This window comes from Paenibacillus sp. FSL W8-0186, assembly GCF_037969765.1.
In the GTDB taxonomy this organism is placed as follows: domain Bacteria; phylum Bacillota; class Bacilli; order Paenibacillales; family Paenibacillaceae; genus Fontibacillus; species Fontibacillus woosongensis.
This window is the reverse complement of record NZ_CP150207.1, coordinates 1,887,179-1,910,850: the sequence shown is the minus strand read 5'-3', so window position 1 is coordinate 1,910,850 and position 23,672 is coordinate 1,887,179. Positions and strand designations below refer to the sequence as shown.

The window sequence follows — 23,672 nt, the reverse complement described above, 5'->3', positions numbered from 1 at the left end:
TCCACTACCTTTCTACATCGCCAGCGGACCGTGTCATCGCCCGCAGTATTTCCTCTTCCGTTGACATAGGGGTATCGCCCGATACCGTGTGCGCCAGCATGCCTGCCGCCGCCGCGAACGCAACCGTCTTCTCTGGCAGGAAGCCCGCCAGTTCGCCATGAATAATCCCGCTCGCAAAGGCATCCCCAGCTCCTATTCTATCATAGACGGAAAACGTCAGCATATCTGAAAAAGCGAAGCGCTGATTTTTGTATAAAAAACCCCGTAAGGAATGTGAATTATCGCCATGGATGGAGCGATGAGTTCCCGCGATGACCGGGATTTGATATTGCGCGGCAACGAGCGGGATCAGCTCCTTAAGCTGCTCTTCACGCTGCTCCTGCTGCGTGCTCATGCCCAGCGTGTTCATCACGTCTTGCTCATTCATCATTACGATGTCCGCCAAACGCAGCATTTCCTCATAATGCGGCTTCGCTTTGGCATATCCGCTTTCGCCCCACAGGGACGGCCGGTAATTGCAATCGAAAATAACGAGGCCTCCCTGCTGCTTCACCGCACGAGCCAATGCTTTCATATGCTGCCTGACGCTATCATTCATCGCGAGAGTAATGCCGCAAAAGTGAATTGCGTCAATTCCCCGGGTAATATTATCATAATCGTAAACATCCTCAGGAGCCGTATTAAAGCTGCTGTCCAAGCGATTGCTGTAGGTGACGCGGCTGGGCCTGGCCCCGAAGCCGTTCTCGAGGAAATACATGCCGATATAATTTCCGCCTTCTAGAATGGAAGACGTAGAAACTCCCAGCTTGCGCAAATAGGCTCTCGCCGCATCGCCCAACGGATTGGCAGGCAAGCGGGAGATCAGGCTCCCCGCGTGTCCGAATCTCGCCAGCGCCGAAACGACGTTTACGCCGGTACCGGAAAATGTATAGTGCAGCGTGTTGCCCTGCGACAGCAAATCATGCCCCGGCACCTGCAGACGCATCATAACCTCGCCAAAGGCGGCTATCCGCTTAGGCATACTGATCAGCCAGCCTTTTCATAATCGCGAGCAAATCGCGTACATCCTGGACATTGGTTTTTCCCGACCCCTGGTCAATGATCGAGGAATATACGTGAGGGATCACCTGCTGAACCCCTGCTTCAAACGCGATCCGCAGAATAGCCTCGAAATTATTCATATCGATGCCCCCCGTCGGTTCGAGAGCAAAGCCTTCCGCAGCACAGCCCCTGGCGACGGCACGAAATTCATCTTCACGGTTCAGCCCCGCCATCGGGAAATATTTCAGGGCATTGCCGCCCATATCGCGGACGAGAGAAATCGCTGAGCGAACCGGGACGATAGCTGGCTCGCTGCCTGCCGCACTGATCGGCCCAGTAGAAATATTCACGTATCCCGCCTGGCCCGTTGGCGACACTAGACTGTTGATCCAGCTATCCTTCTCTCTGAGATTGGCCCGGGTAGCCCCGACGGCGGGAAATACCTGATTGATATGGCTGCCGGGATAATGCCTGGCGATTTCCGCCACCATTGCCGCTTGACGATTATCGCCAGCGCCGAGCCCGATCGATACCGCTTCATCGATTTCCCGGCCGTATTGCTCCATGGCCGCTACAGCCTCATGGATCGTTGTATAGTCCTTGGATAGGACGCCGACCAGCACGTATCCTTCCGCAGCCTCGAATATTTCCTTGGCATTCTCCACGTCCTTGGCCAGCACATTTAATGCGACTCTGCCTTTGTAAAAGCGTTTGGCGATCTGTGACATATTAACGCCCCCCTGTTAATTCACGTATTTTAGCCTCGATAACGGTAATGTCATCTCCAAGCAGCGGCCGAGGGTCGATATCGAAATATCCTTGGCGAACACCGTAGTCCCGTGTATATATAGCAATCTCGCCGTTCTGCAGCCGTTCCGCGACTTCTTTGGCGGTAATGCCTGTCTGCTGAGCATCGATCTGAATGCGGCCGCGGTAAATCGCCCGCCCCGCCTCATCCTGCACAACCGACACCTGAACCCCGGCGATATCATTTAATGGCATTAATGCTTCCAGCAGCGCCTTTTCCTGCTCGCTCTTATCTTCCTTCACCATGTATTCATCCAGAGCCTGCAGCAATCCGAAAGACGTCTCCTTGCCTACTTTCATGCTGCGGCCAATCCCATGCCCTTGAACTTTGACCCACTCGATGAAGGTTCTTTTTCCAGCAACGATGCCTGACGTTGGGCCCTCAATAGCTTTGGAGCCGCTGTAAATCGCTAGATCGGAATACTTCACATATTTCTGAAGATCCTCCTCTGCTGCCGCATCCACGATAAGCGGAACTCCGCAGCGCTGAGCAACGTCCCAGGCTTCTTCCACCGAAATCATATTTTTTTGCACGGCATGATGTGATTTGACATAAAGAATAGCTGCGGTCTTATCGGAAATCGCATCCTCGATATGCTCGGCCCGCCCTTCATTGGCATAGCCTACCTCCAGCAGCCTGCCGCCGCCTAAATACACCATCGTCTCTACGGGAGCCCCGTACTGTACATTATGTCCTTTCAAAATGATGATCTCATTCTTGGGATTGATCTCCTGATGCAGGCGCTCGCTGCGCCGGCGATTGCCTTGGGTCACTATAGCTGCTACCGAGAGAGCAATCCCGCTGGATGCCGAGTTAACGATCACCGCCGCTTCCGACCCGAGAATCCGGGCGATATAATCCCCTGCTTTATCAACCAGATCGGCGATCTCGACATAGCTTTGCCCGCCCTGCTTCATCGCCTCCATGACCGTATCGCTCGGCGCGGATACGCCCAGGATGCTCATCCGTCCGCTGGCATTAATGACCCGCTTAAGCCCGTACTTCGCATTTAATGTATTCCCCACCTGTAACCACTCCTTTTGCTTTAATAAGTCGGTTCGCCACTCTTCGCTCTCCTTCGGAATCTACCAGCTCCACCCGTTCGTCATCTAATGTAAACAACGTCAAGTTGGCGGCATCTCCTACCTGAATCCGGCCCAGCTCCGGCTTGCCCAGCCAGTCAGCAGCACGGCTTGTAACCGCATCGATTGTCTCTCCCAGCGAGTAACCCAAGCTGAGAAACTTGGTCAGCACGTTAGCCATGCTGTAGACCGGACCGTTCAACCGGTTGCCCCGGTAAATGTCAGTGCTGATCGTATGCAGCCCAACACCGTGCCGCTTGGCCGCTTCAGCCATTCGAAAGGAAAAGCTTGCCGTCCCATGGCCAACATCCAAATGAACGCCCCTCGCTAACGCATCGGTCAATACTCGCAGCGGATGGCCTTCCGCATCAAATAAATTGTTCGTCTTCCCATGAAGATAGTGCGTAATGATATCTTTTCGCTGCAAAAGAGGAATTACCTCTTGAATATCCGGAGGTCCTGAACCGATATGCACCATAAGCGGCAGTCCCGTGTCGCCGGATAGTTCCCGGGCGAGGCGAAGCGGCTTCAGGCCGCTATCACCGACCACGCTCCTGCTGATCCGCGCTTTGAGTCCGACAATGAATTCTTCGTATGCCAAGATTGCCAGCTTGGCCTGCTCCTTATCAATCCACTTCAGCCGGGACAATTCGTCAATTCTAGACAGCCCGATCCGGGAAATGTTCAAAAAAGCATACATCTTCGTCTTGGCCCGCTTGCTGTCGGCGATCAGGTCGGCAATCCGATCCGCGCCGCAGCTGCCGGCATCGACAATTGTTGTCACTCCCTGCTTTACGCCGATCTCATCGATTTCATCCCCATAGGGATCAAGTTCGGGAAAGGCATGGACATGCATATCGATCCAACCGCTCGACACGTATGTGCCCGAGATGTTATTCAGCGGCTGCCCGCTTCCTTTTCCGGCGGCGGTAATTTCGGCGATTTTGCCATCCTCGATAACAATGTCGATTTTCTCGCCGTTCACCCTTTTTACCTCGCGAAGCACGAATCTATCTCTTGAAGGTTGTGCTCTACCGCGAGCAGCTATTCGATCGGTCAAAACTATCACCCATTCCATTTAAAACATTATAATGTTTAAGGTAACATGCTTATGCCAGAAAGTAAATATAACGTTATAATGTTTATTTCAACAGATTCATCAGGACCAGGTCTGACAAATCATTATCTGCTGCTAGACTACGATATTTTTCAAAAAATAATTAACCTAACGGACAGGACAGGAGAGACCCTATTTCCTCATTATTGCCGATTTTTCGTGCTAACGGACACAGAAGCAGCTATTACCCAAAAACCTAACTGCAATTAAGCATATTAGCTAGAATAGCGGAACGAGAGTCCGTTAGCACTACATTTCGCCTCTTTTTCCGAAAATAACGGAACCACGGTCCGTTCGCTTAGCAGTAAACTTCCCAATGCTCCTATTAGAAGCAGCTATTTTCTATGAATCTACTCCATCTCTAGCTGCAATTCCTCCATCAGCTAACCTACTAATATGCTTATGTTTCTATCCATAACTTACCTCCCCCTTTTTGCCTGAATGCATGTTAGAATGGGGTTGCACAAAATTACAAAATTGTAACTATTGTCGGATCAGTCTATCTATCATGTTTTCAAAACTAATAGAATGATTTGGAGGAATCAACGTTATGAAGAATAAGCACTTTAAAACATTGGTAACCACAAGCATGGCTACGGCCGTACTCGCTGCAGGACTTGTTCTGCCGCAAGGAGCAAAAGCAGAAGCCGCTTCAACTCCTAGCGTAGATTGCAATCAACAATTTCAACAAATCTTGTCAAAATGGAACTGGAATGGCTCTTTGGACGATCTGAAATGGGTGATTCCTAATTGGCCAACTGTAGGAACAGAGCAGCCGCAGAAGGAAACACCAGCTGTACCAGCACCATCCGTGCCTAATCAAAAACCGGCCACGCCTTCCGCACCTGTTCAAAAACCAACAGCACCGAGCACAAAACCGACGACGCCAAGCCAGAAGCCTTCAACCGGTTCTGATGCTAATGCCGGCAATGGAACGACAACTCAACCTACCGCGCCAACAGCGCCTAGCAAGGACAACAATGCGAACGCTGGTCAATCGGACGCCTCTTCTTTTGCCGCACAAGTCGTTGATCTGGTCAACCAGGAACGCGCCAAAGCAGGCCTCAAGCCGCTGACGACGCAAGCCGATTTGACTAAAGTAGCTGCCGCAAAAGCAGCCGATATGCGTCAAAACGGATATTTTGACCACCAGTCGCCAACTTATGGTTCTCCGTTCGATATGATGAAGCAGTTTGGAGTTTCCTATAGTTATGCTGGTGAAAATATCGCCAAAGGCCAACGCACGCCTGCTGAAGTCATGAATGCCTGGATGAACAGCGAGGGCCATCGCCAAAATATTATGAACCCTAACTTTACGGCCATCGGCGTCGCTTATGACAACGGCTACTGGGTTCAAGAATTCATCGGAAAATAAGAGATATTTACTTATATTCATCCCTAACCTTGGTGCCAGACTAGGCATCAAGGTTTTTTCTTGTTACCGACACAATGAATCTTCTTGAACAACGAGCGCTCATTTGAAACGCAGAAAAGTAAACATGTACGTTCCATAACGGGTGACTGGAAATGGCTTATCCCTCCAGTATCCCCAGCGTGAACGGAAATTTATCATTCAAAATATGACCATTTAAGGTGAAAACAGCAAGCAGGCATTCAAATCCCTTGTAAATCAAGAGATTTGAATGCCTTTTTACGAATCAGCTTATTCTTGTTTCAAGCCTTCCTTCACGGCTTTCACTTCATACATATTGACGGTCGTGCTTATAATGTAGTCCGGCGCCGGTTTGCCTTTATTCTGCCGATGCCCTTGAATGTGAACATCGCTTTTCTCCCAGTTTTTCCAGTCCTCAACCGATCTCCAGCGGATCATAACAACGACCTCTTCGTGTTCTTGTTTCTTTCGGTTAACCATAACGGTTTTGTCGATAAAGCCCTCCATCGTATCTACCGGGCTATCTTTGGTAAACCGTTCAATGACGAGATCCACCTTATCTTTTTGCACAACGATCGTTCTTGTTTGAATTAACATGACATTTCCTCCTCTTTATGATTCTATTTTAAAAAATGAAGGCCTTGCGAATGACAATACAACGCTTCATAATAACACAGGATCAGCTCCTTATTCACCGTCCCGTTCATCGACCGTAAACGGGCCATTTGGGGATGGAGGCGGCACATTTCCGTCCTGGTTAGAGCCCTGGGAGGCTGCCAGATTTTCTGATAAGCTGACCCTCAGCTTGGACATGATTTCTTGAAACTCCTGCGCTTGCTTGGAGCCGGGATCCACCTTTGCTGCTTCCGACGCCCTAGCCATCAAATGAACAACCTCGGACCAGTCCTTCATCAGACCACGCAGTAGATGCTTGCCATGCCCTCTGCCATGGGGCCGATGCCATCCAGCATGCTCCCACGGGTTCTCCGGCCGTTCCGCCTGTTCCTCTCTTTGTTCGCGAAGATAGGCTAGTCCTTCATCCGTGATATGGTACAGTTTCTTGCCGTCCTTCTCGGTCGAGCCTATAAGCTGCATATCTTCAAGCCACTGCAAATTCGGATACACAGAGCCCGGGCTTGGCGAGTACAGGCCGCCCGTTTTCTCTTCCATCGTTTTAATCAACTGGTATCCGTGCATCGGTTCCGACGCCAGCAGCTCAAGGAGAGCAAACTTGAACTTCCCCCGTTCAAAAAAACGTTTGCCTTCTCCCCGTCCCCCAAAGCCTCCTCGTCCGCCACCGTGGCGATGCCTTATAAATATATCCTGGTAAACCCCTTCCTTGGGATGTCCTCTGCGCTCGGGCTGATTAGCCCGCCAAGCACCGTAATCGTGAATCCTCATCCTACGTTCACCTCTCAATACGATATATCGTTATATTATAGCGATATATCGTATTGGTCAATAGTTTTTTTGAAAAATAATCACATATTCTGGAAAGCAAAAGAACCGGATGCTTTGGCGATCCAAAGCCTCCGGTTGGCTGAGCTTACGCGTATGCAGTGGTACAGTTACAACAACGCTGGGTCAATTCGGTTCAGACGGAAGAGCGGCGTCTTTCTGCGAGCGCAGCCCCTTATTTTTCAACAAATGTTTTACAAAGAAAATGAACAGCAGCAGGGAGAATGCGACCGAAGCCGCGCTAACCGTAAACAATACCTGGTAGCTGGTATGCTGGGAGACCCAGCCTAGCACGATTGCGCCCAGCCCGATGCCAAGGTCGGTAGCCGTCAATAACGACGCATTGGCCCCGCCTCTCCGTTCCGGATGGGCCAGACGAATCGTTGCCGCTTGAAGTGTGGGCTGCGCAGAGCCAAAACCGATACCGTACAGAACAGCGGAGACAAGCATGCCGAATAGCCCGGTTGAGAAGCTGAGGACGATCAATGCCAGCATCGTAATTAGAAGAGACGGGATAATGACAAATGCTTCGCCATATCGGTCCGATAGTTTTCCCGCGATAGGACGAAATAAAAACAGCGTTGCCGCATACACCAGAAAGAATGTGCCGGAGTTAACGTTGACTGAGCTGGCAAGCAGCGGAACAAAGGTCGTGATGCCCCCATAAGCAATCGTCAGGAAAAAGACGGCAGCCGTGACAGGGAAAACGGATTTCTCGAAAAGCTCGATCCCTGCAATTCTCTTATGGGGCTGATACGGGATTTTGGCGCCAAATGTAAGGAGCAGCGCTACGACGGAGAAAACCGCGGCGGATAGAAACAAAGCGCTGTATGAGAGATGTTGTATAAACCAGATGCCGAAGATTGGACCGACCGCCATTGCCAGAGTCGTAGCCGTACCAAACCATCCCATGCCTTCCCCGCGGCGTGTAGAAGGTATCATATCCGTAGCAGCCGTAAAGAGGGCCGTTGTAGATACGGCCCAACTCATCCCATGCGCGATGCGGATCCATATTAAAACGGCAATGCCGCCGACCCAGTCGTACATATATATCGCCAAGGCAAAGAGAATCAATCCCCAAACAATAAAAGGACGCCTGCCGAACCGATCAAGCAGCACACCGACAACAGGGCGAAAAATGACGGCGGACAACATAAACGCCCCTGTCACCATGCCGACCTGCGCTTCATTGCCGCCCAATTCTTTGATGAACAGCGGCAGTGTTGGAAGCAGCAAATAAAATCCAGTGAACAGCAGCAGCGTTCCTGCCGTCATAAGAATAAACGACTTTGTCCAAAGGCGCTCCACGCTTCATCCCTCCCTAGTAAAGGCTATTCAGCCGGTACTCTCAGCATTCTCTCTTTTTAAATACGGTCTGCCATCTCTTGCAATTTTGATATCGAGACGGTCCAACGTCTTTTCATCTCGTTCATCCTCGTTTGGAGCTGATTCCGCTTGAATTGCGAGTGACTCATGGAATTAACCCGATGCGCTCCTCAAAAATCTTAAAATCAACGAATCTACTAGTTCATTGGAACAATCTTTAATCGTATTTCAGAATAAGCTAATTGTAATAAATGAGAGGGGTGATAATTATGCTACAAGTCACCCAGTATATTCAACCTTTACCAGGTTGGAGCGCGCCCCATCTAGTGCTTTGCAGTGACGGAAACCATTATGTGATTAAATTGTTATCCAATCCTCAGGGAATCAGGGTTCTAGTCAACGAATTAATCTGCAGTCAATTAGCAAAAAGGATGAACCTCCCTATTCCTGACGGCAAGGTCATTTTCATACCTGAAGGAGTAACTGGCTGCCCTCCCGCACAAACAGGTCCGCATTTCGGCAGCCTGTTCATCCCCCATGGCATACTTCATCCGAGCGACCTTGACCTTGCTAGATGCACAAATATCAGTCAGGCCGCTGATATGATTTTATTTGATTACTGGCTTGATAATAATGATCGGCATATTTGGACGCAGGATAAGCAAAATTTAATCATTGCAGGAGGGCCTGAGCCGAAGTTATGGATGATCGATCAAGCCAATGTGTTTAACGGACCCCATTGGAACGCTGAAACTCTACTAAATAAAATGAACAATTACAAGGCTTATTGGGGAACGCTTTATCAACGCTTCGTCCCTTTTATTGATGGTACCCACCCTTTTCGCGAATCGCTAGCCAAGCTGCATTCCTTGACAAGGAACGATTTGTTTCATGCGGCCAGCAATATTCCAGTTGAGTGGGGCGTATCCGAACAGGATGTAATTACCTTGGTAAACTATATGGAACATCGGCGAAATGCTATGAATTCCTTAATTCAAACCATAATATATAATTTCCCTGTCTGGTATAAACATTACAAATATCATGGGGGGACAATATGAATAACTTTAATAGGATTACTGTTTTTCCAGGTACTCATATGCCAGGTGTCCCATATCAAATCGGTTATCATAACCCGACCGAGCTTCCTTATATTGGTGCAGGTGCTCAAGGAGCAGTATTTCGAATTTCTGCCCACCAATGCGTTAAAATTTTTGTGAATGAATCAGATGCGGAGACTGAAGCCAAGGCACTTCTTGCGGCTGCTTCCGCTTCTTTTATTCCGCTGGTCTACGAAGTCGGCAGGAATTACATCGTGATGGAATATTTCAGCGGGCCTGGGTTAAAAGCATTTCTCTCCAGCAGAGTAGACTTTCCAGACTTTATTGCTGAACAGTTAGTATTGATAATCAAGGAGATGAAGCGGGTAGGGTTCACTCGTGTCGATACCGCATTACGGCACGTCTATGTAACTCCTGAAAATACACTAAAGGTCATCGATCATGTGAATTCATATCGAACAGTACAGCCCTATCCTCAACGTATGCTGAAAAGCCTATTCAACATCGGCCGCCTGCAGCCTTTTCTCGCTTATGTTAGTCACCACCATCCAGAGCTTTATTTCGAATGGAGTCAAGCGCAAATCATCCCCTAAGATGGTTATTGGTTAAAATAAGAGATTTTAGCTCATTCGAATTCTATCAATTCCTCGCCTCAGGCAGCGGCAAGAACAGAAATGTAAACGGCAAATTGCTGCCTGCGGCCGGGGTAATCCACAGCTCTACTTTTTCTTCTTGGTCACCCGTCCGATAGAGGACACTGGTGCTGTCCTTCGTAGATCCAATATGCTTAATATGAATGACATCGTTATTCACTCTCGCCGCACCGGAATAAAGGCCACCGCGCGGGTTGAAGGTGATCAGCGTATTAGGCGCGACACGATTCAGAACGATATAATAGAGCACTCCGTAATTGCCGGAGTTCGTGGCTTCGGTGAGCTTGATACCGTCGATGCCTTTTTGAAAAGGATCGGTGGTATTGTCGGTTAGCGGCAGCCGCTCCGGCTTCGTACCTACCAGCCCGTTATACTCAAATACGCGGGCTGAATCCTGGAAAGTACCCCGAATGATCGATTCCTTCGGATCAAGGTAAGGGAGTGCAGAAATCATCTCCAAGGGATCGTGGTTTGCCTTGACGATCAGCACGGTATATTGAATAGGGCCATCGCTCACAAGATCGGCATTTAGGGTGACAACATCCCCGTTTGGCACGGCGGCTGCGCTGAGCTCCGTAAATATCAATTTCTTCTCTCCCGGCACCAATGTCATGCTCCTGCTGGCACTGCCGCTAATCATCGATTCGAAATATCTTGCTGCAGCCAACCTTCCCGCCACTTCGGGGTGAATGCTTGGGCCGGCGAAGCCCAGACCGCCTATTTCGACACTCGCGGGAGCTTCGCCTTTGTTCTCGGCAACGACATAAAATTTTGCCTTTTCACCCAGGTCGTTTTTATGATGGATCATAAATAGCGTAGTTCCTTCGATCGTGTCTTGATATAGGATGCCCTCATAATTTACAGTCTCGGGGCCGCTAGCCCGAAATAAGGTATACGGCTCTGTCCGATAGGTATAGGGTAAGGCATCAAAGGACAGCACGGAGCCTCCCGCAATTTCAAAATTACTGCCCACAGGCGTAAATAAACGATTAAACTCTTCTTTCGTATAGAGCAGCTCTGAAGTAATCTCAATCTGCTGCTTGTAAGTAGAGGACAAGCCATGCTTGTCGGTCACTTGCAGAGTCACCTCGACGATGCCCGGCTGGAAAAAGGCAGGCTCATTATTGTCCCATTTGCGCTCCACGATAGCATCCTCATCATCTGTGCTCTGATCGTCATAGCGAATGAATTCCCCTATGCGATATTTATGTTTATCCGTTGCAAACAAGGCAACCGGAGGTTCATTGCGCTCTGGCTCAGGTTCTGGATCAGTTGCAGTACCGGCGGGTAGCTCCAGGATTGCTTGGCTTCCCTCCAGTGTAATCTTGAGGCCGTAAGCTGCGGATAAGGATCGCAGCGGAAGCATGAGAACCCCTTCATCCATATATGGCGTGCCATTCATTGGATATGATGCGCCGTTTAGAATATACGTATTTCGATTTGCTTTGAATCTTGATTCAGTTGCTTCGCCGCCGCTGACCAGCACCTCATTCGTATTTGCGTCATACTCAACTTTGTAGCCCAAGCGTTCCGTTATCGAACGCAAACTGACGTAAGTTATGCCTTGCTTCACTGTTGCTTCGCGAATGGCGGTATATTCTAAGCCGTTTTGCTCCATTTTGCGGCTATTTAGATATAAGACCAGTTGATTCGTGACTCCATTCAGTTGCACTTGCTTGTCCTGCACCTCGTACGGGGACTCCGCGTACACAGGCATAACGAATGCCGCTTGCGAGGCGGCAAGGCTTACAGCTAGAATTGCTTTCTTGATCTTCATCATGATCCTAAAAACTCCTTTTCAATGTTCATTCATTCGCCCGCTGACCTTCGGTTCCCTCCTCCTCCTCCTTCTCAGACTGCCCGTTCTGCTTCATCAAGGCATGGATTTTACGCTCATGCAGGGCAAGGGTCTGGATCAATTCCACATTGCGCTGGGCAAGTGAGGATACGGCCATCGTAAGGTGAAGCAGAATAAATAAAATCCCTACCACACTAAGCAAATAGAGCAGCGATGGGGCATACTCAATGCGGATCCGCCTGGCCACATCGTCCAAGATGGATGGAAATAAGGTCAGAACCATCATCATGACGCTAAGTGTCAGCCAGAGCAGTGCGTACTGCTCCTTCAGCTTTTGATTGCGGATGAGATAAAGAATCGTTGCGGCGAAACTGAGGCTGATGAAGAAGCTGAACAAATAGATATCAGGTTTCATGACTCATCTCCCACATTTTCTTTTTCCTTGTCTTCATCATGAGAATGGCTAAAATCACCTTGCACATATAATAAATGGATTGGAGAGGCGAGATGCTGGACACGCCGCCTTGCCGCTCTTTCATCACTACAGGAATTTCTTGAAAGGACAGCTGGCAGTTATCGAGCATCACGAGAGCCTCAACCTCTGGATAATCTGTAGGATACTGCTGTGCAAACAAAGCAATTGCCCTGCGGTTGCATAAACGGTAGCCCGAGGTAGGGTCGGTAATTCGTTTCCCGGTCAATTGTGTAACCAGACCCCCAAGCAGATCAATGCCGAGCTTTCTAGCGAACGTGGACTGGAAGCCCTCTTTTTCGATAAAACGGGAGCCTACAACCATATCTGCACCTGTCTTGCGCATGCAGCAGAGCAGCTTGGCAAGATCAGCGGGATCATGCTGGCCATCGCCGTCAATCTGGACGGCATAATCGTAACCGTACTCTGCAGCATACCGATAACCGGTCTGTACGGCGCCGCCGATGCCCAGGTTGCTGCAGAGGTGGAGAACCGCTGCTCCCGCATTCTCTGCGAGAAGTCCCGTATCATCCGTTGAGCCGTCATTGACCACCAGAATATCTGCATAGGGTGCATATTTCTGCAGTGAAGCGATCACTTGTTCAATGCCTTCCTCCTCGTTGTAGGCAGGTACAATGGCGAGAATCTTGTCATGATTGAGTTGATGATGGCGTTGATGAAACATCGTTTACACTCCTTTCAGCAGCTAAGACCGTTTGCTTGGCAGGCAGCCATTTGCGAATCATAGCGACGCCAACGATGCTGTCCATAATGATCATGAACGGCATGACCGTATAGTTGTACCGGTATTCCGGCACGAAAACGAGCCTGACCAGCGACATTGTCACAAGGATAATCGCAAGAATTGCGGCAGGCTGTCTCCACTTTCTCGCAAATACGAAAAGCGAGGCGAGAGCGGAGAAGACAAGCCCGCGATGCAGCCAGTTCAGCCAGCTCCATGGCACAATTGGAATCACCGGATATAGCGGCTCGTGACCGCTGCCAAAGTACATTTTGGAGTACGTATGTTTCAGCTTGCCGTACGTATACCATTTGGCGAATTCCCAGGTATGCTCCGTAAAGCCGATCTTCAAGCGTTCCTTGGCAATTTCCATTTGCGTCTTCCCTCGGCGGTCGACCAATCCGTCATCATAGTTTTTGTCGGGGTAGGTTCCTGCTTGAAAAGGATTTACCTGAGTGGAAGCCACCACGACTTCATTCAGCGTAATCATATTCCGTACTACCCACGGAGACAGCACCGCGGCCGTCCCGATCACGGTAAATAAAAACAGCTTTAAGGTCGTACGTGTTTCCTTTTGCCAAAAATAATGAAATACATAGATCGGTAACAGGAGGATCAGAAACTCAGGCCGGGTCAGCACGAGCATTCCCATGGCGGCTCCGCCCAGTAAAGCAGAGGCAGGTGTCTTCCTTTCGAATACAAGGAGCTGCAGATAGACGTAGGCCGCGAAGAATAATGTCGCCAAGGTCTCGGTGAGAATGCTCGCATTGCTCCATACAAACGGCGGATATACGGCTCCAATCAATAAGGCCACGATGCCGGCGGTCCGTCCACCAAGCCTTTTTGCAATAGCATAGATCAGCCATAACGTCAGGAGACTCATCACCACCTGCGTGTACCGGATTGCCGGAAAAGGATCCTGGCGCTCATAATCGGCCAGCTTGTAGACCGCAGCCATGAATAAAGGGTATCCTGGCGTAACCTGGGCGTTGGGCTCCGTATCTTTATAGGCATAAACCCCTGTCTCCAGAAGCTGCCTCACCATTTCGTCGTAATAAATGGAATCATGGGATACCTTGTGGTGGACAGAGGTGAGAAAATCTATTCTCAGAAAGGCAGCCAAGGCGAAAATAAGTATCACGAGTACAATGGCGAGCCTCGGTTTAGACGGATGACAACGAATTGCTCTATTCAGCATGGTCTTACTCCTTTCATGTCAGGCGGTCTTGATGTGTGGATTACACATCTATAACCGTATAATAGACTTCTTAATAAATGGCTTCGGATTGCTTAACAAATCCTTAAATAAAACAGTGCAACTGCTTATGTTTCTGGGGGTACAAACAACAAAAAAACCTTTCACAATCGTGAAAGGCTGTAGACGGCGTATTTATTGGGTTGTAGGGAGGATCGTTTCAAAGCAGGTTTGCCGTTCGCTGCTGCTCGCGGATATGGTGCCGCCATGAACCTCGATGATGCTTTTGGTAATGGCAAGCCCGAGTCCCGTACCTCCCCCTGTCTGTTTGGATCTGGATTTATCGGCCCGATAAAATCGGTCAAAGATAAACGGCAAATCGCGTTCAGGGATCGGATCGCCATAATTCACGACCTGAATGATGGCCTTGTCTTCTCGTTCCTGAATGTATATATCGATACGTTTGCCGGCACTGCCATATCGAATCGCGTTAGAAATTAAGTTCTCATAAGCTCGAACGAGATGATCTCCATCGGCTTTAATGATGACAGGATGATCAGGCGCATGGACACGGCAGGATACGCCTGCGCTCTCCAGGTTAGGCACAAATTCCTCGGCAAGCTGCCGAAAAAAATCATTCATGTCGATCTGCTTCAGATCCAGCGGCATATCGTTATTAATCCGCGTATATTCAAATAGATCATCGATGAGTTTTTTTAACGTCACGGACTTTTCATAGGCAATGCCAATATAATAGCGAAGCTCGACCTCATCGAAATAGCGGTCTTTTTCGATCAGCTCCAAAAATCCCAGAATTGAAGTGAGCGGTGTTCTCAGGTCGTGTGACACCCCGGTGATCAAGTCATTTTTCGTCTTCTCCGCTTTCCGTTCCTCCTGTATGGAATGGTGCAATTGCGCGCTCATTTCATTTATGCTCTTTGCAATCTCACCCAAGTCATGATCAGGCTTGACCGGAATATCGTACTGAAAATGTCCTTTGGCAATTTCCTGAAGCCCATGGTTGATTTCCCGCAAATAATCGTTCAGCTCTTCGGCGACGCGATTTGCCCGGGAAGCAATCAGGCCAAGTTCGTGAGGAGATTGCACCGGCACGGGTGTATGGAACTTGCCATTCTCCATGAGCTGCAGGGTATCTGCAATTTCGCTGGCGTATCGAACCAAGGGTCTGCTTAACATGTAATAGAAAAATAAATATAGAGCAGCTCCAGACACGACCATGACAGGCATGGAGCCAATATGGTTAATCACCCATACGAGCGCCGCATTGATCTTATTGAATTGCAAAATGTAATTCGCAAGCAAGTTGCCTAGAAGCAAAACTAGGGCGGTTAGCAGACTGCTTACAATGTGGATCAGCAAAAATCTCCATCGGATGGAATTGAACAGCTTCATACGGGTCATGTTACAACTCCTTTGACGACTTCATTTTATAACCGATGCCCCACACGGTCTTTATAAATTGTGGATTTTGCTTATCCTTTTCGATTTTTTCACGAATTTTCCGAATATGAACCATTATCGTGTTTTTAGAATCCATAAACGGTTCGTTCCATACCTCCTGATAGATCTTGTCCATGCTGAGCACGATCCCCTGATTTAGAGCGAGCATTTCCAGAATGGCAAATTCGCGGGGCGTCAGCTTCACTTCCTGATCGTCCACGGTTACGGTATGGGTCGCGGTATTGATCACCAGTTCATCAATGACGATTTCGTGTTCGCTCTTTTTCGATTCCTGGCGGTTCAAATGCTTATATCTGCGGAGCTGAGATTTGACGCGGGCAATCAGCACCAACGGATTGAACGGCTTGGTCACGTAATCGTCCGCTCCGATGCTGAGACCTGTAATCTTATCAATATCCTGGCTTTTTGCGGACAGCATAATGATCGGCGTGTTCCTTTGCTCTCTGATCTTCATGCAGGCCTCTATGCCATCCATCTCAGGCATCATAATATCTAGAATGATAAGATCTATATCATGAATTTGCAGAATGCGAAGAGCCTCCAAACCGTTGGAAGCTTTGTAAAGGGTATATCCCTCATTCTTTAGATAAATCTCCATCAATTCAATAATTTCCTTCTCATCATCAACGAGTAGAATCGACTCTCTGGACATGATCGGCACCCCTGCTTTGTTCTGTGTCATTGTTACAACTTAACCATGTTGTAAATATACCATACCCCGGGAGATCCCTGCCCAGTATCTCCAGCAGGTGACCTTATTATAATCGTCAGATCTTAAGATAGATGAACGCAAATGCTTAAGTTTTTCTTAATTTTTTGGATCAGAGTTTCATCCCTCCCCTGTCCCAGATCCGCTAATTGAATGTTTGACATAAGAAACACCTGTTATCTATAAAAAAGGATAACAGGTGTTTCTTCCGTTCTATTAATAAAATCCATTTACCCAGTAGACTTAGTATAATTAATCTGAATTGTTTATCAAAATGAAATAGTTTTTAACGAAGGGTTAGAAGACGGAAAGTCACGGGTACAGTGGAATTTAGACACCACTAGCAGCGTCAATTTTTTCCTGAGGAGCATTGAAACAGCGTTTGCACACTTTCACAACCTGCTCGGGGCCGCTTTTTCTCGAATACAGCAATTTGATGCGCGTGCTCCTGCATACCGGGCAGGTGCCGCGGCCTCTGGAGGGTAGCGTCCACAACGCTTTTCCGCGTTTGGATTTGGACATCGTATACCTCCTTTTTTATCATATTAGGGGCCTTTAAAAATTCGTTTTCTTGCCCCGATCATCCTTCAAAATCTCCACCGCTTCTCGGAACCGCAAGGAGTGGATAATCTCCCGCTCCCGCAGAAACTTCAGACCGTCCTGCAGGTCGACGTCATCGGTCATATCGATAAGCCACTGGTATGTAGCCCGCGCCTTCTCCTCTGCCGCGATGTCCTCGTACAGGTCTGCAATCGGATCACCCTTGGCCTGAATATAAGCGGCCGTCCAAGGCACGCCGGAAGCATTCTCATAGAACAGCGCGCTGTCGTGCGCAACATAATGCGGAGCCAATCCGGCTGCGTCGAGCTCTTCTACAGTCGCATCCTTCGTCAGCTTGTATACCATCGTAGCGATCATTTCGAGGTGGGCGAATTCTTCTGTACATTGAGGTTATCATTCATATTATTGAATCCTATTTATGCACACAACTATCCGATCGGCCACTTCCAGGTAATGCGGACAATCGAATGACTGAGGACATGGTTGAAGGAACGGTACTTGGAATCGAAGTTTAAGACTATATTACCACAGGTTTGACGGTGACTTCCTAAATTAAAGACGCATAGTTTAACAAGCAAATTACCGATTTAAGCATGATAAATTTTAGTTGTGAATATCAAAAATCAAATCATAAGTCTTCTAACAATTTCATAACACCATATTGTTTTTTGAGTAAAAATATCATTTATGGTAATATTTAATCAAATCATTATAGGAGGGATTATTATTACTATCATTTGGCAGAATGTTGTAGTACAACTTTTAGTGATATTTGCTTTAATAGCACTAGTAATATTTATTGTTAAAAAAAGGAAAAGGAAATGAAATTTAATTCCAAGCAGTTATTTTATTCTTTGAATTTACCTACTTAACTTTTCCATACAAGACAGATATCTGTTGAAAAATTCCAATTTATATTATAATATGGTAATTGAAGGAAAATAATATAATTGGAGGAAATTATTTTGAAAAAAACTTTAAGCATCTTCGTAGCAATTTTATCTTTATCACTAGTGCTGTCCTCGTCTATTTTCGCAAGTCCATCTCCTCGAGCTCAAATTAACGAGGAGGAAATAAGAATATTACATGAACAAACTTATGACCTTGTTATGCAAGGTAAGGAAGATTTAGTTGACTCACAGCCTTTAGTAAAAAAATACAAGGAAATTTTTGAACAAAATCCTGAACTCTATGTGGAATATCTCAGTACTCTGGACATATATAACAGCATCGAACTTAACAAACAAGTGACTGATGAGTCAAGTTTTACTTACACTGCTAAAGGTAATAGAGTAATAAAAATGCCCGATGGAAGCTTTATTGTGGAACATCAATCATTAAAAAATAATGAGGGAATTGAGATTAAGCCAGAAACTAATACTGGTGGTGGTGTTAGTTTATTTGCGGTACTTCAAGACACAGGTTGGCAATCATATTCTGCATCTACTGGACATAATTTCACAAACGATGCGAGACATGATTTTTGGGGAGTATGGAAGACTCAGGAACTTCACTTAGTCACTAAAGGTAAGGTTCAAAATACTTATATTGAAATTACTAGTACAAGTACTGTTGGAACAAGCGCATGGTTCCCAGGTAAAGTTGCCTCACAATCATCAAGTATCGTCACAAACAACGCAAGGAATGTGGAAAGTACAGGCGATTACAATATAACAGGTGTAATTCAAGAAATAACATATAGTAAACAAATCAAGATAACAACAAAAATCAGATTAGATAGTGCAAGCGGTGGAAATGTCTCTTACAGCATTAGAAGCATTGTAGAGGGTCCATAGTTTTATTATCAAGAGGTATTTACCAAGATTTATTGCAGGGAAAGGACTTAACTAATAATGGATAATACTCCATTTAGTGGGTATTAAGAAACACTTAGGCTGCAAACTGGCGCCGGTAGAATACCGGCGCCAGTTTAATTTATTTCTGTTACGACCGTCGTCGATTATAAACTCGTATATATTTCTCGATTCAGATCTGTTCCTCATTCAAGTCTCAGCCAAAGAGGAAGATGCGAGAAGAAGCTTCCCATGGAAGCGTTCCTTAGACAATTGTTCCGACGAGACATGCTGATTTGGTCGCCAATCTTTGGCAGCATATCATGGTAGGCATGGGACGTTTAATAGGATCCTAGTCGCTCGAATCATCATGTTTATGCGGCGCTTCCGGCGGACACTAGCCTACGGGCCAAGCTTTTGTATGAGACGTGGCACCTTCTTGTTATTCACCCATATGCCATGTTCCTGCCATAAGAACAGTAGAAATTGTCGGTACCGATATCTGCCTTCGTAACACCTTTTTAGCATCTCATTCTCCCAGTTTAGTTGCTGCACATATAATCCTTGATTCAAATATTCCCTTTTCGCTGACCCAGCAATCAAAATCACCTTGTCCTCGATGTTTTCGCTTCATTCGGCTCTTGTATTTAGTATCCAAGTTGTCCTCCTTCTTTAGTTCCTCTAAATAAGTTTTAACTTTTGACCCTTACCTACGATAAAAAAGGGCTCCCTAGAATTCATCGGTTGGAACTGACCCCATAACGTGAGACAAATTAAAACACCTTCAAGAGAATGCAGCCATGTCGTAAGATATGGAGACAATCTTGGAGGTACTTTTGCGTTGGTAACAAGAGTTAGCTATACGGTAGAAGTAAAGATGAAAGCCATTGAAATGAGATTGGCTGGCATTCCAGTGAAAGAAGACTTAGAGCAACTAAACATACGTAATAAGACACAAGTGGAGACCTGAATGAGATAGCACGATAAAGGGTCTGAACATACATCAAAGTTGGAAAAGTTAAACGCGGGGTTTTTGAAGCAACAGTTAGATCTGCTAAAAAAGTATAAGGAAATGGAAGGAGCTCTCCAAAGGAATCAGTGTAGCCCAAGCATATACATCGATCAGACTTCCCCGCGCCACTTAGCGGAAGGCCAAGTATGGGAACGCACACGAGAATCACATGGTGGAGAAAACTCGTGAACTCTGTATACAACATAAATTTCGTTATGGATCCCGGAAGATCACCGCCCTACTTCGGAGGGGGTATACGATTAACCACAAATGTGTGCAGCAGATTATGCAATGCGAGGGCTGCAATGACATGTAAAATAAAGAAATCAAACCTACAGGGCAGCCAGCTTACATAGCGGAATTTTTTTAAAAACGCCAATTTGAGGCCGACGCCCCTATTAAAAAAATTATTATAGATATTACTTATTTGTCGTTTGACGGAAAAACGTTATTCCTATCGATTATCCTGGACTTGTGTAACGGGGAGATTGTGGCATACACTATAGCTGACAAGCAAGACACTGGTTTTGTACTGGATAAGCTCAATCAGTTGCCATCTCTACCAGGTATGATGCTTCACAGCTATCAAGGTAATGTTTACAATCCCAGGTATATCAAGAAGCCATTAAGGGAAGAGGCATTGCTATGAGCTTGTCCCGCAAGGATACACCCGCTGATAACGCCCCCATCGAATCGTTTAATCCCACATTAAAGTCTGAAACGTTCTCTATCTCGAAGGCTTAACCTTTACGACGACGGCAATCATCGAGCGACCGTTCGAGACCACATTACTTACTATAACTCAATCAATTCGCATTCAAACAAAACTAAACAACCAGTCACCGGTTTCATTTCCTGCAACTGGCTGTCTTAAACTTGAAAGGTGTTTGATCCCTGTCTTCAAACGTGGGGCAGTCCCGTCAAACCAAGTTTTTTTCAATGTCTATTCCAAGAGATCACTTCAATTTACATGGGTTCTTTATTTTCTTGCTGAATACACTCATAATTGTACCGACCTTACGCCAAGCGCTCCGGCGGCAGCGTCGATTTTTTCCTGAGGAGCTTGGAAACAGCGCTTGCACACTTTCAAAATCCGCTCGGGGCCGCTTTTTCTCGAATACAGCAATTTGATGCGCGTGCTCCTGCATACCGGGCAGGTACCGCGGCCTCTGGAGGGAAGCGTCCACAACGCTTTTCCGCGTTTGGATTTGGACATCGTATATCCCCTTTTTTATCATATTAGGGCGCCATTAAAAAATTGTTTTCTTGCCCCGATCATCCTTCAAAATCTCCACCGCTTCACGGAACCGCAAGGAGTGGATAATCTCCCGCTCCCGCAGGAATTTGAGACCGTCCTGAAGATCGACATCATCGGTCATATCGATAAGCCACTGGTATGTAGCCCGCGCCTTCTCCTCTGCCGCGATGTCCTCGTACAAATCCGCAATGGGATCGCCCTTGGCTTGAATATAAGCGGCCGTCCAAGGCACGCCTGAAGCATTCTCATAGAACAGCGCGCTGTCGTGCGCGACGTAATGCGGAGCCAATCCCGCAGCATCCAGCTCTTCTACTGTCGCATCCTTCGTCAGCTTATATACCATGGTGGCAATCATTTCCAAGTGGGCAAGTTCCTCGGTTCCAATATCATTGAGCAAACCAATAACTTTGTCGGGGATTGTGTATCTCTGGTTCAAATAACGCAGCGCAGCCGCCAACTCTCCATCGGCTCCGCCGTATTGCTCAAGCAGCAGCCTAGCCATCCGAGGATCACATTTTCCTACCCGTACGGGATACTGGAGCTTTTTCTCATAGACCCACATATTTTGCATTTCCCTCCTTAATCAATTTCAGCAGACGGCCGCGGGGCAGGCATTACACCTGCCAAGGCCACGGTACCTTCGACCATTCCCATGGAAATTTCGAATAAGAATGGCCGAAGTTCATCAGGGGACCATAGAGCTGCTGAAAATGGTTGGCAAGCTGAGTGCGTTCCTGGACAAGCTGATTGTATTGCTGAATCGAAGCTAAATCGTCGGGGTGTGTATCGAGGAAGAGGTTTAATTCGACAAGCACGAAATCGAGCGCCTGCAGCTTTTCGAGCATCTCATAAAATTGCGGGTCCAAATCGCCTTTGTGTGACATTATCTCACCTTCCTTTTCCCCACTTGGATTCATAGGGACTGTAGAGTGCAGGCCACAACGTTCCGTGCCTTAATGCGTCCTCCGGACTGAACTGGGGAAGATTCAGCGGTTGAAAGTGCATAAACAGCTGCGGCGGCGTACTGTACGTCTTGCACAATATCGGCGGACAGGGGTCAAAAGGGCCGACAAAGGGGGCCCAGGCTACCTCTTGGGGATGACTTAACGAATGATTCAATGATCGTTCCTCCTTCTGTCATTAATTGTTCGGCTTTCTAGGGAGACAAGACACCGCTCCCGATCCTCACCATTAACATATGACGTTCGCCCAGAATATGAACCACCAATCGCAGCAATACAGCAAAAAAACAAAAAAAACTCCTATCAAAGCGATTCCCTCGCCTTGATAGGAGTTTTTATTTTAAACACCGGGCTCGTATTCTTGGGATTTCTCCTTCGATTCTGCATCCGTACTGTCGGCAGCTGATTCCTGCGTCCCGTCCTGATCTTCGAGCTGCTTGATATTCACCCGCATGATGCGAAGCGGTTCGGCTTCGGCCACCTCAAAGAGCAAATTCTCGATCCGAATAACTTTCCCCACAGTAGGTGCTCCGTCCAACTCTTTAAAAAGCCATCCCCCAATGGAATCTACTTTATCATGTACGATCGTGACCCCTGTCAAATCATTTACATCTTCGATGAGCATCCGGCCGTCAACAGAAAAGGTGCCGTCGCTGAGCTTCTCCACTTCAGGGCGATCTATGTCGAACTCATCGTAAAGATCGCCGACGATTTCCTCCATAATTCGCTCCGCTGTGAGCAATCCAGCCGTGCCCCCATATTCATCTACCACGACGGTCAGTTGGGAATGCTTCTTCTGCATAAGGCGCAGGACATGGCTGACTTCCATGGATTCAGGCACATTCAGGATCGGCCGCACGATGGCAGCAATATTCTTAGAGCTGCCTCCGTCGGGCAGGAACAGATCGGCCAGATGAACAAATCCGATAATCTGATCCTTGTCCTCTACGGCAACCGGATATCGGGAATGCTTCGTTTCCTCCACGATCCTCATATTTTCTTCCCAAGTGAGATTCGTGTACAAGCAGTCCATATCGGTTCTCGGCAGCATGACCTCCCGCGCCAGCAAGTCCGAGAAATCAAACAGATTGTCCATCAGCTTCATCTCGTCTTGGTCGATGACACCGCTCTTCGCGCTCTGATCCATCAGGATGCGGATTTCCTCCTCCGAATGGGCAGCTTCGCCCTCGCCCGCCGGCTCGATGCCGATCAGCCTGAGCAAACCGTTCGCCGCCGAATTCAACAGCCAGATGACTGGCAGGAATACTCGATAGAAGAATAGGAGCGGAGCAGAAAGCCATAACGAAGTCGACTCCGATTTCTGGATCGCCAGCGATTTCGGAGCGAGCTCCCCGATAACGATATGCAAAAAAGTGATGATCGCAAACCCTACCGCAACCGAAACGGTAGCAATCAGCGTCGCATCCGTTACACCGATTTTATGCATCAATGGTTCGATCAGCAGTTCGGATATGGCCGGCTCACCGACCCAGCCCAGCCCAAGTGAGGCCAACGTAATTCCCAATTGTGTGGCTGATAGATAGGCATCCAGTTTTTTATTTACTTTGAGCGCATAGGTTGCACGCTTGTTGCCTTCGCTGACGAGTTGGGTCAGCCTGGACTGACGCACCTTAACGAGCGAAAACTCCGCTGCAACGAAAAACCCATTCAAAAGCACTAAAATAATGACTAGAAACAAATTGAATATCAGCTTGCCAATCTCAAACTCCGTATGTCCATCGGGCATAG

Annotated in this window: 24 protein-coding genes and 2 pseudogenes; 6 read left to right on the top strand and 20 right to left on the bottom strand. The window is 47.5% G+C overall.

Going from position 1 to position 23,672, the window contains the following annotated elements:
* Window positions 1-4 precede the first annotated feature (4 nt).
* From MKX50_RS08320 to MKX50_RS08305, 4 genes are read right to left on the bottom strand one after another with little or no spacing between them, the layout of a single operon-like run.
* Complete coding sequence (locus tag MKX50_RS08320) at window positions 5-1,021, bottom strand: sugar kinase (protein ID WP_213588993.1); 1,017 nt, start codon at window positions 1,019-1,021, stop codon at window positions 5-7.
* Window positions 1,014-1,769, bottom strand: coding sequence for a KDGP aldolase family protein (locus MKX50_RS08315; protein WP_213588994.1), 756 nt, complete (start codon window positions 1,767-1,769; stop codon window positions 1,014-1,016). The genes MKX50_RS08320 and MKX50_RS08315 overlap by 8 nt, the downstream gene beginning before the upstream one ends.
* A 1-nt stretch (window position 1,770) precedes the next feature.
* Entirely contained in the window at window positions 1,771-2,874 is a 1,104-nt protein-coding gene (locus MKX50_RS08310; RefSeq protein WP_213588995.1) for a DgaE family pyridoxal phosphate-dependent ammonia lyase, read from the bottom strand.
* Window positions 2,840-4,009 (bottom strand): amidohydrolase/deacetylase family metallohydrolase, encoded by a 1,170-nt coding sequence (locus MKX50_RS08305; protein ID WP_213588996.1) that lies wholly within the window; start codon window positions 4,007-4,009, stop codon window positions 2,840-2,842. Before MKX50_RS08305 ends, MKX50_RS08310 begins: the two co-directional genes overlap by 35 nt.
* Window positions 4,010-4,598: 589 nt before the next feature.
* Here MKX50_RS08305 and MKX50_RS08300 point away from each other — a divergent pair.
* Together MKX50_RS08300 and MKX50_RS08295 are read left to right on the top strand one after the other, a co-directional pair.
* A complete protein-coding gene (locus MKX50_RS08300; protein WP_339159130.1) occupies window positions 4,599-5,423 on the top strand; it encodes a CAP domain-containing protein in 825 nt (274 codons plus the stop codon).
* Between the two features lie 84 nt (window positions 5,424-5,507).
* Window positions 5,508-5,606, top strand: a complete 99-nt coding sequence (locus MKX50_RS08295) for a nitric oxide synthase oxygenase (protein ID WP_306422040.1) — start codon at window positions 5,508-5,510, stop codon at window positions 5,604-5,606.
* 105 nt (window positions 5,607-5,711) lie between these two features.
* On the opposite strand, the gene MKX50_RS08290 is transcribed toward MKX50_RS08295, so the two are convergent.
* The 3 genes from MKX50_RS08290 to MKX50_RS08280 all read right to left on the bottom strand — a co-directional run bounded on the left by MKX50_RS08290 (window position 5,712) and on the right by MKX50_RS08280 (window position 8,207).
* Complete coding sequence (locus tag MKX50_RS08290) at window positions 5,712-6,038, bottom strand: antibiotic biosynthesis monooxygenase (RefSeq protein WP_213588998.1); 327 nt, start codon at window positions 6,036-6,038, stop codon at window positions 5,712-5,714.
* Between the two features lie 90 nt (window positions 6,039-6,128).
* Window positions 6,129-6,842, bottom strand: coding sequence for a PadR family transcriptional regulator (locus tag MKX50_RS08285; protein WP_213588999.1), 714 nt, complete (start codon window positions 6,840-6,842; stop codon window positions 6,129-6,131).
* A 183-nt stretch (window positions 6,843-7,025) separates the two neighbouring features.
* The gene (locus MKX50_RS08280; protein ID WP_339159128.1) at window positions 7,026-8,207 is read right to left on the bottom strand and encodes an MFS transporter; all 1,182 of its coding nucleotides are present in this window, start codon (window positions 8,205-8,207) and stop codon (window positions 7,026-7,028) included.
* A gap of 287 nt (window positions 8,208-8,494) precedes the next feature.
* On the opposite strand from MKX50_RS08280, the gene MKX50_RS08275 reads away from it, so the two are divergent.
* On the top strand, window positions 8,495-9,286 hold the full coding sequence (locus MKX50_RS08275; RefSeq protein WP_213589001.1) for a HipA family kinase: 792 nt from the start codon (window positions 8,495-8,497) through the stop codon (window positions 9,284-9,286).
* Entirely contained in the window at window positions 9,283-9,879 is a 597-nt protein-coding gene (locus MKX50_RS08270; protein WP_339159126.1) for a serine/threonine protein kinase, read from the top strand. Before MKX50_RS08275 ends, MKX50_RS08270 begins: the two co-directional genes overlap by 4 nt.
* A gap of 46 nt (window positions 9,880-9,925) precedes the next feature.
* Here MKX50_RS08270 and MKX50_RS08265 read toward each other — a convergent pair whose 3' ends face one another.
* From MKX50_RS08265 to MKX50_RS08230, 8 genes and pseudogenes are all read right to left on the bottom strand, one after another.
* The gene (locus MKX50_RS08265) at window positions 9,926-11,719 is read right to left on the bottom strand and encodes a copper amine oxidase N-terminal domain-containing protein (protein WP_339159124.1); all 1,794 of its coding nucleotides are present in this window, start codon (window positions 11,717-11,719) and stop codon (window positions 9,926-9,928) included.
* A 25-nt stretch (window positions 11,720-11,744) separates the two neighbouring features.
* Complete coding sequence (locus MKX50_RS08260; protein ID WP_213589004.1) at window positions 11,745-12,152, bottom strand: DUF2304 domain-containing protein; 408 nt, start codon at window positions 12,150-12,152, stop codon at window positions 11,745-11,747.
* Entirely contained in the window at window positions 12,142-12,894 is a 753-nt protein-coding gene (locus tag MKX50_RS08255; RefSeq protein ID WP_213589005.1) for a glycosyltransferase family 2 protein, read from the bottom strand. Before MKX50_RS08255 ends, MKX50_RS08260 begins: the two co-directional genes overlap by 11 nt.
* Window positions 12,860-14,149: a glycosyltransferase family 39 protein gene (locus tag MKX50_RS08250; RefSeq protein ID WP_213589006.1), complete on the bottom strand. Its 1,290-nt coding sequence runs from the start codon at window positions 14,147-14,149 to the stop codon at window positions 12,860-12,862. The genes MKX50_RS08255 and MKX50_RS08250 overlap by 35 nt, the downstream gene beginning before the upstream one ends.
* A 192-nt stretch (window positions 14,150-14,341) precedes the next feature.
* Window positions 14,342-15,568 carry a HAMP domain-containing sensor histidine kinase gene (locus MKX50_RS08245; RefSeq protein WP_213589007.1) on the bottom strand — a complete coding sequence of 409 codons (1,227 nt, stop codon included), beginning with the start codon at window positions 15,566-15,568 and terminating at the stop codon, window positions 14,342-14,344.
* A gap of 1 nt (window position 15,569) precedes the next feature.
* Complete coding sequence (locus tag MKX50_RS08240) at window positions 15,570-16,280, bottom strand: response regulator transcription factor (protein ID WP_213589008.1); 711 nt, start codon at window positions 16,278-16,280, stop codon at window positions 15,570-15,572.
* A 387-nt stretch (window positions 16,281-16,667) separates the two neighbouring features.
* On the bottom strand, window positions 16,668-16,859 hold the full coding sequence (locus tag MKX50_RS08235; protein ID WP_339159122.1) for a hypothetical protein: 192 nt from the start codon (window positions 16,857-16,859) through the stop codon (window positions 16,668-16,670).
* Between the two features lie 33 nt (window positions 16,860-16,892).
* A pseudogene (locus MKX50_RS08230) lies at window positions 16,893-17,279 on the bottom strand (manganese catalase family protein); the annotation flags it as partial.
* 584 nt (window positions 17,280-17,863) lie between these two features.
* Between MKX50_RS08230 and MKX50_RS08225 the strand changes: the two are divergent.
* Window positions 17,864-18,694, top strand: coding sequence for a hypothetical protein (locus tag MKX50_RS08225; RefSeq protein ID WP_213589010.1), 831 nt, complete (start codon window positions 17,864-17,866; stop codon window positions 18,692-18,694).
* Window positions 18,695-19,532: 838 nt separating this feature from the next.
* A pseudogene (locus tag MKX50_RS08220) lies at window positions 19,533-20,557 on the top strand (IS3 family transposase); the annotation flags it as partial.
* Window positions 20,558-20,703: 146 nt separating this feature from the next.
* On the opposite strand, the gene MKX50_RS08215 reads toward MKX50_RS08220, so the two are convergent.
* The 5 genes from MKX50_RS08215 to MKX50_RS08195 all read right to left on the bottom strand — a co-directional run bounded on the left by MKX50_RS08215 (window position 20,704) and on the right by MKX50_RS08195 (window position 23,670).
* The gene (locus tag MKX50_RS08215; protein ID WP_213589011.1) at window positions 20,704-20,919 is read right to left on the bottom strand and encodes a hypothetical protein; all 216 of its coding nucleotides are present in this window, start codon (window positions 20,917-20,919) and stop codon (window positions 20,704-20,706) included.
* A gap of 34 nt (window positions 20,920-20,953) precedes the next feature.
* A complete protein-coding gene (locus tag MKX50_RS08210) occupies window positions 20,954-21,523 on the bottom strand; it encodes a manganese catalase family protein (protein WP_213589484.1) in 570 nt (189 codons plus the stop codon).
* 52 nt (window positions 21,524-21,575) lie between these two features.
* Window positions 21,576-21,845 carry a spore coat protein CotJB gene (locus MKX50_RS08205; RefSeq protein WP_213589012.1) on the bottom strand — a complete coding sequence of 90 codons (270 nt, stop codon included), beginning with the start codon at window positions 21,843-21,845 and terminating at the stop codon, window positions 21,576-21,578.
* A 4-nt stretch (window positions 21,846-21,849) separates the two neighbouring features.
* On the bottom strand, window positions 21,850-22,080 hold the full coding sequence (locus MKX50_RS08200; RefSeq protein ID WP_213589013.1) for a spore coat associated protein CotJA: 231 nt from the start codon (window positions 22,078-22,080) through the stop codon (window positions 21,850-21,852).
* A 183-nt stretch (window positions 22,081-22,263) separates the two neighbouring features.
* Window positions 22,264-23,670: a hemolysin family protein gene (locus MKX50_RS08195; RefSeq protein WP_213589014.1), complete on the bottom strand. Its 1,407-nt coding sequence runs from the start codon at window positions 23,668-23,670 to the stop codon at window positions 22,264-22,266.
* Window positions 23,671-23,672: the final 2 nt, after the last annotated feature.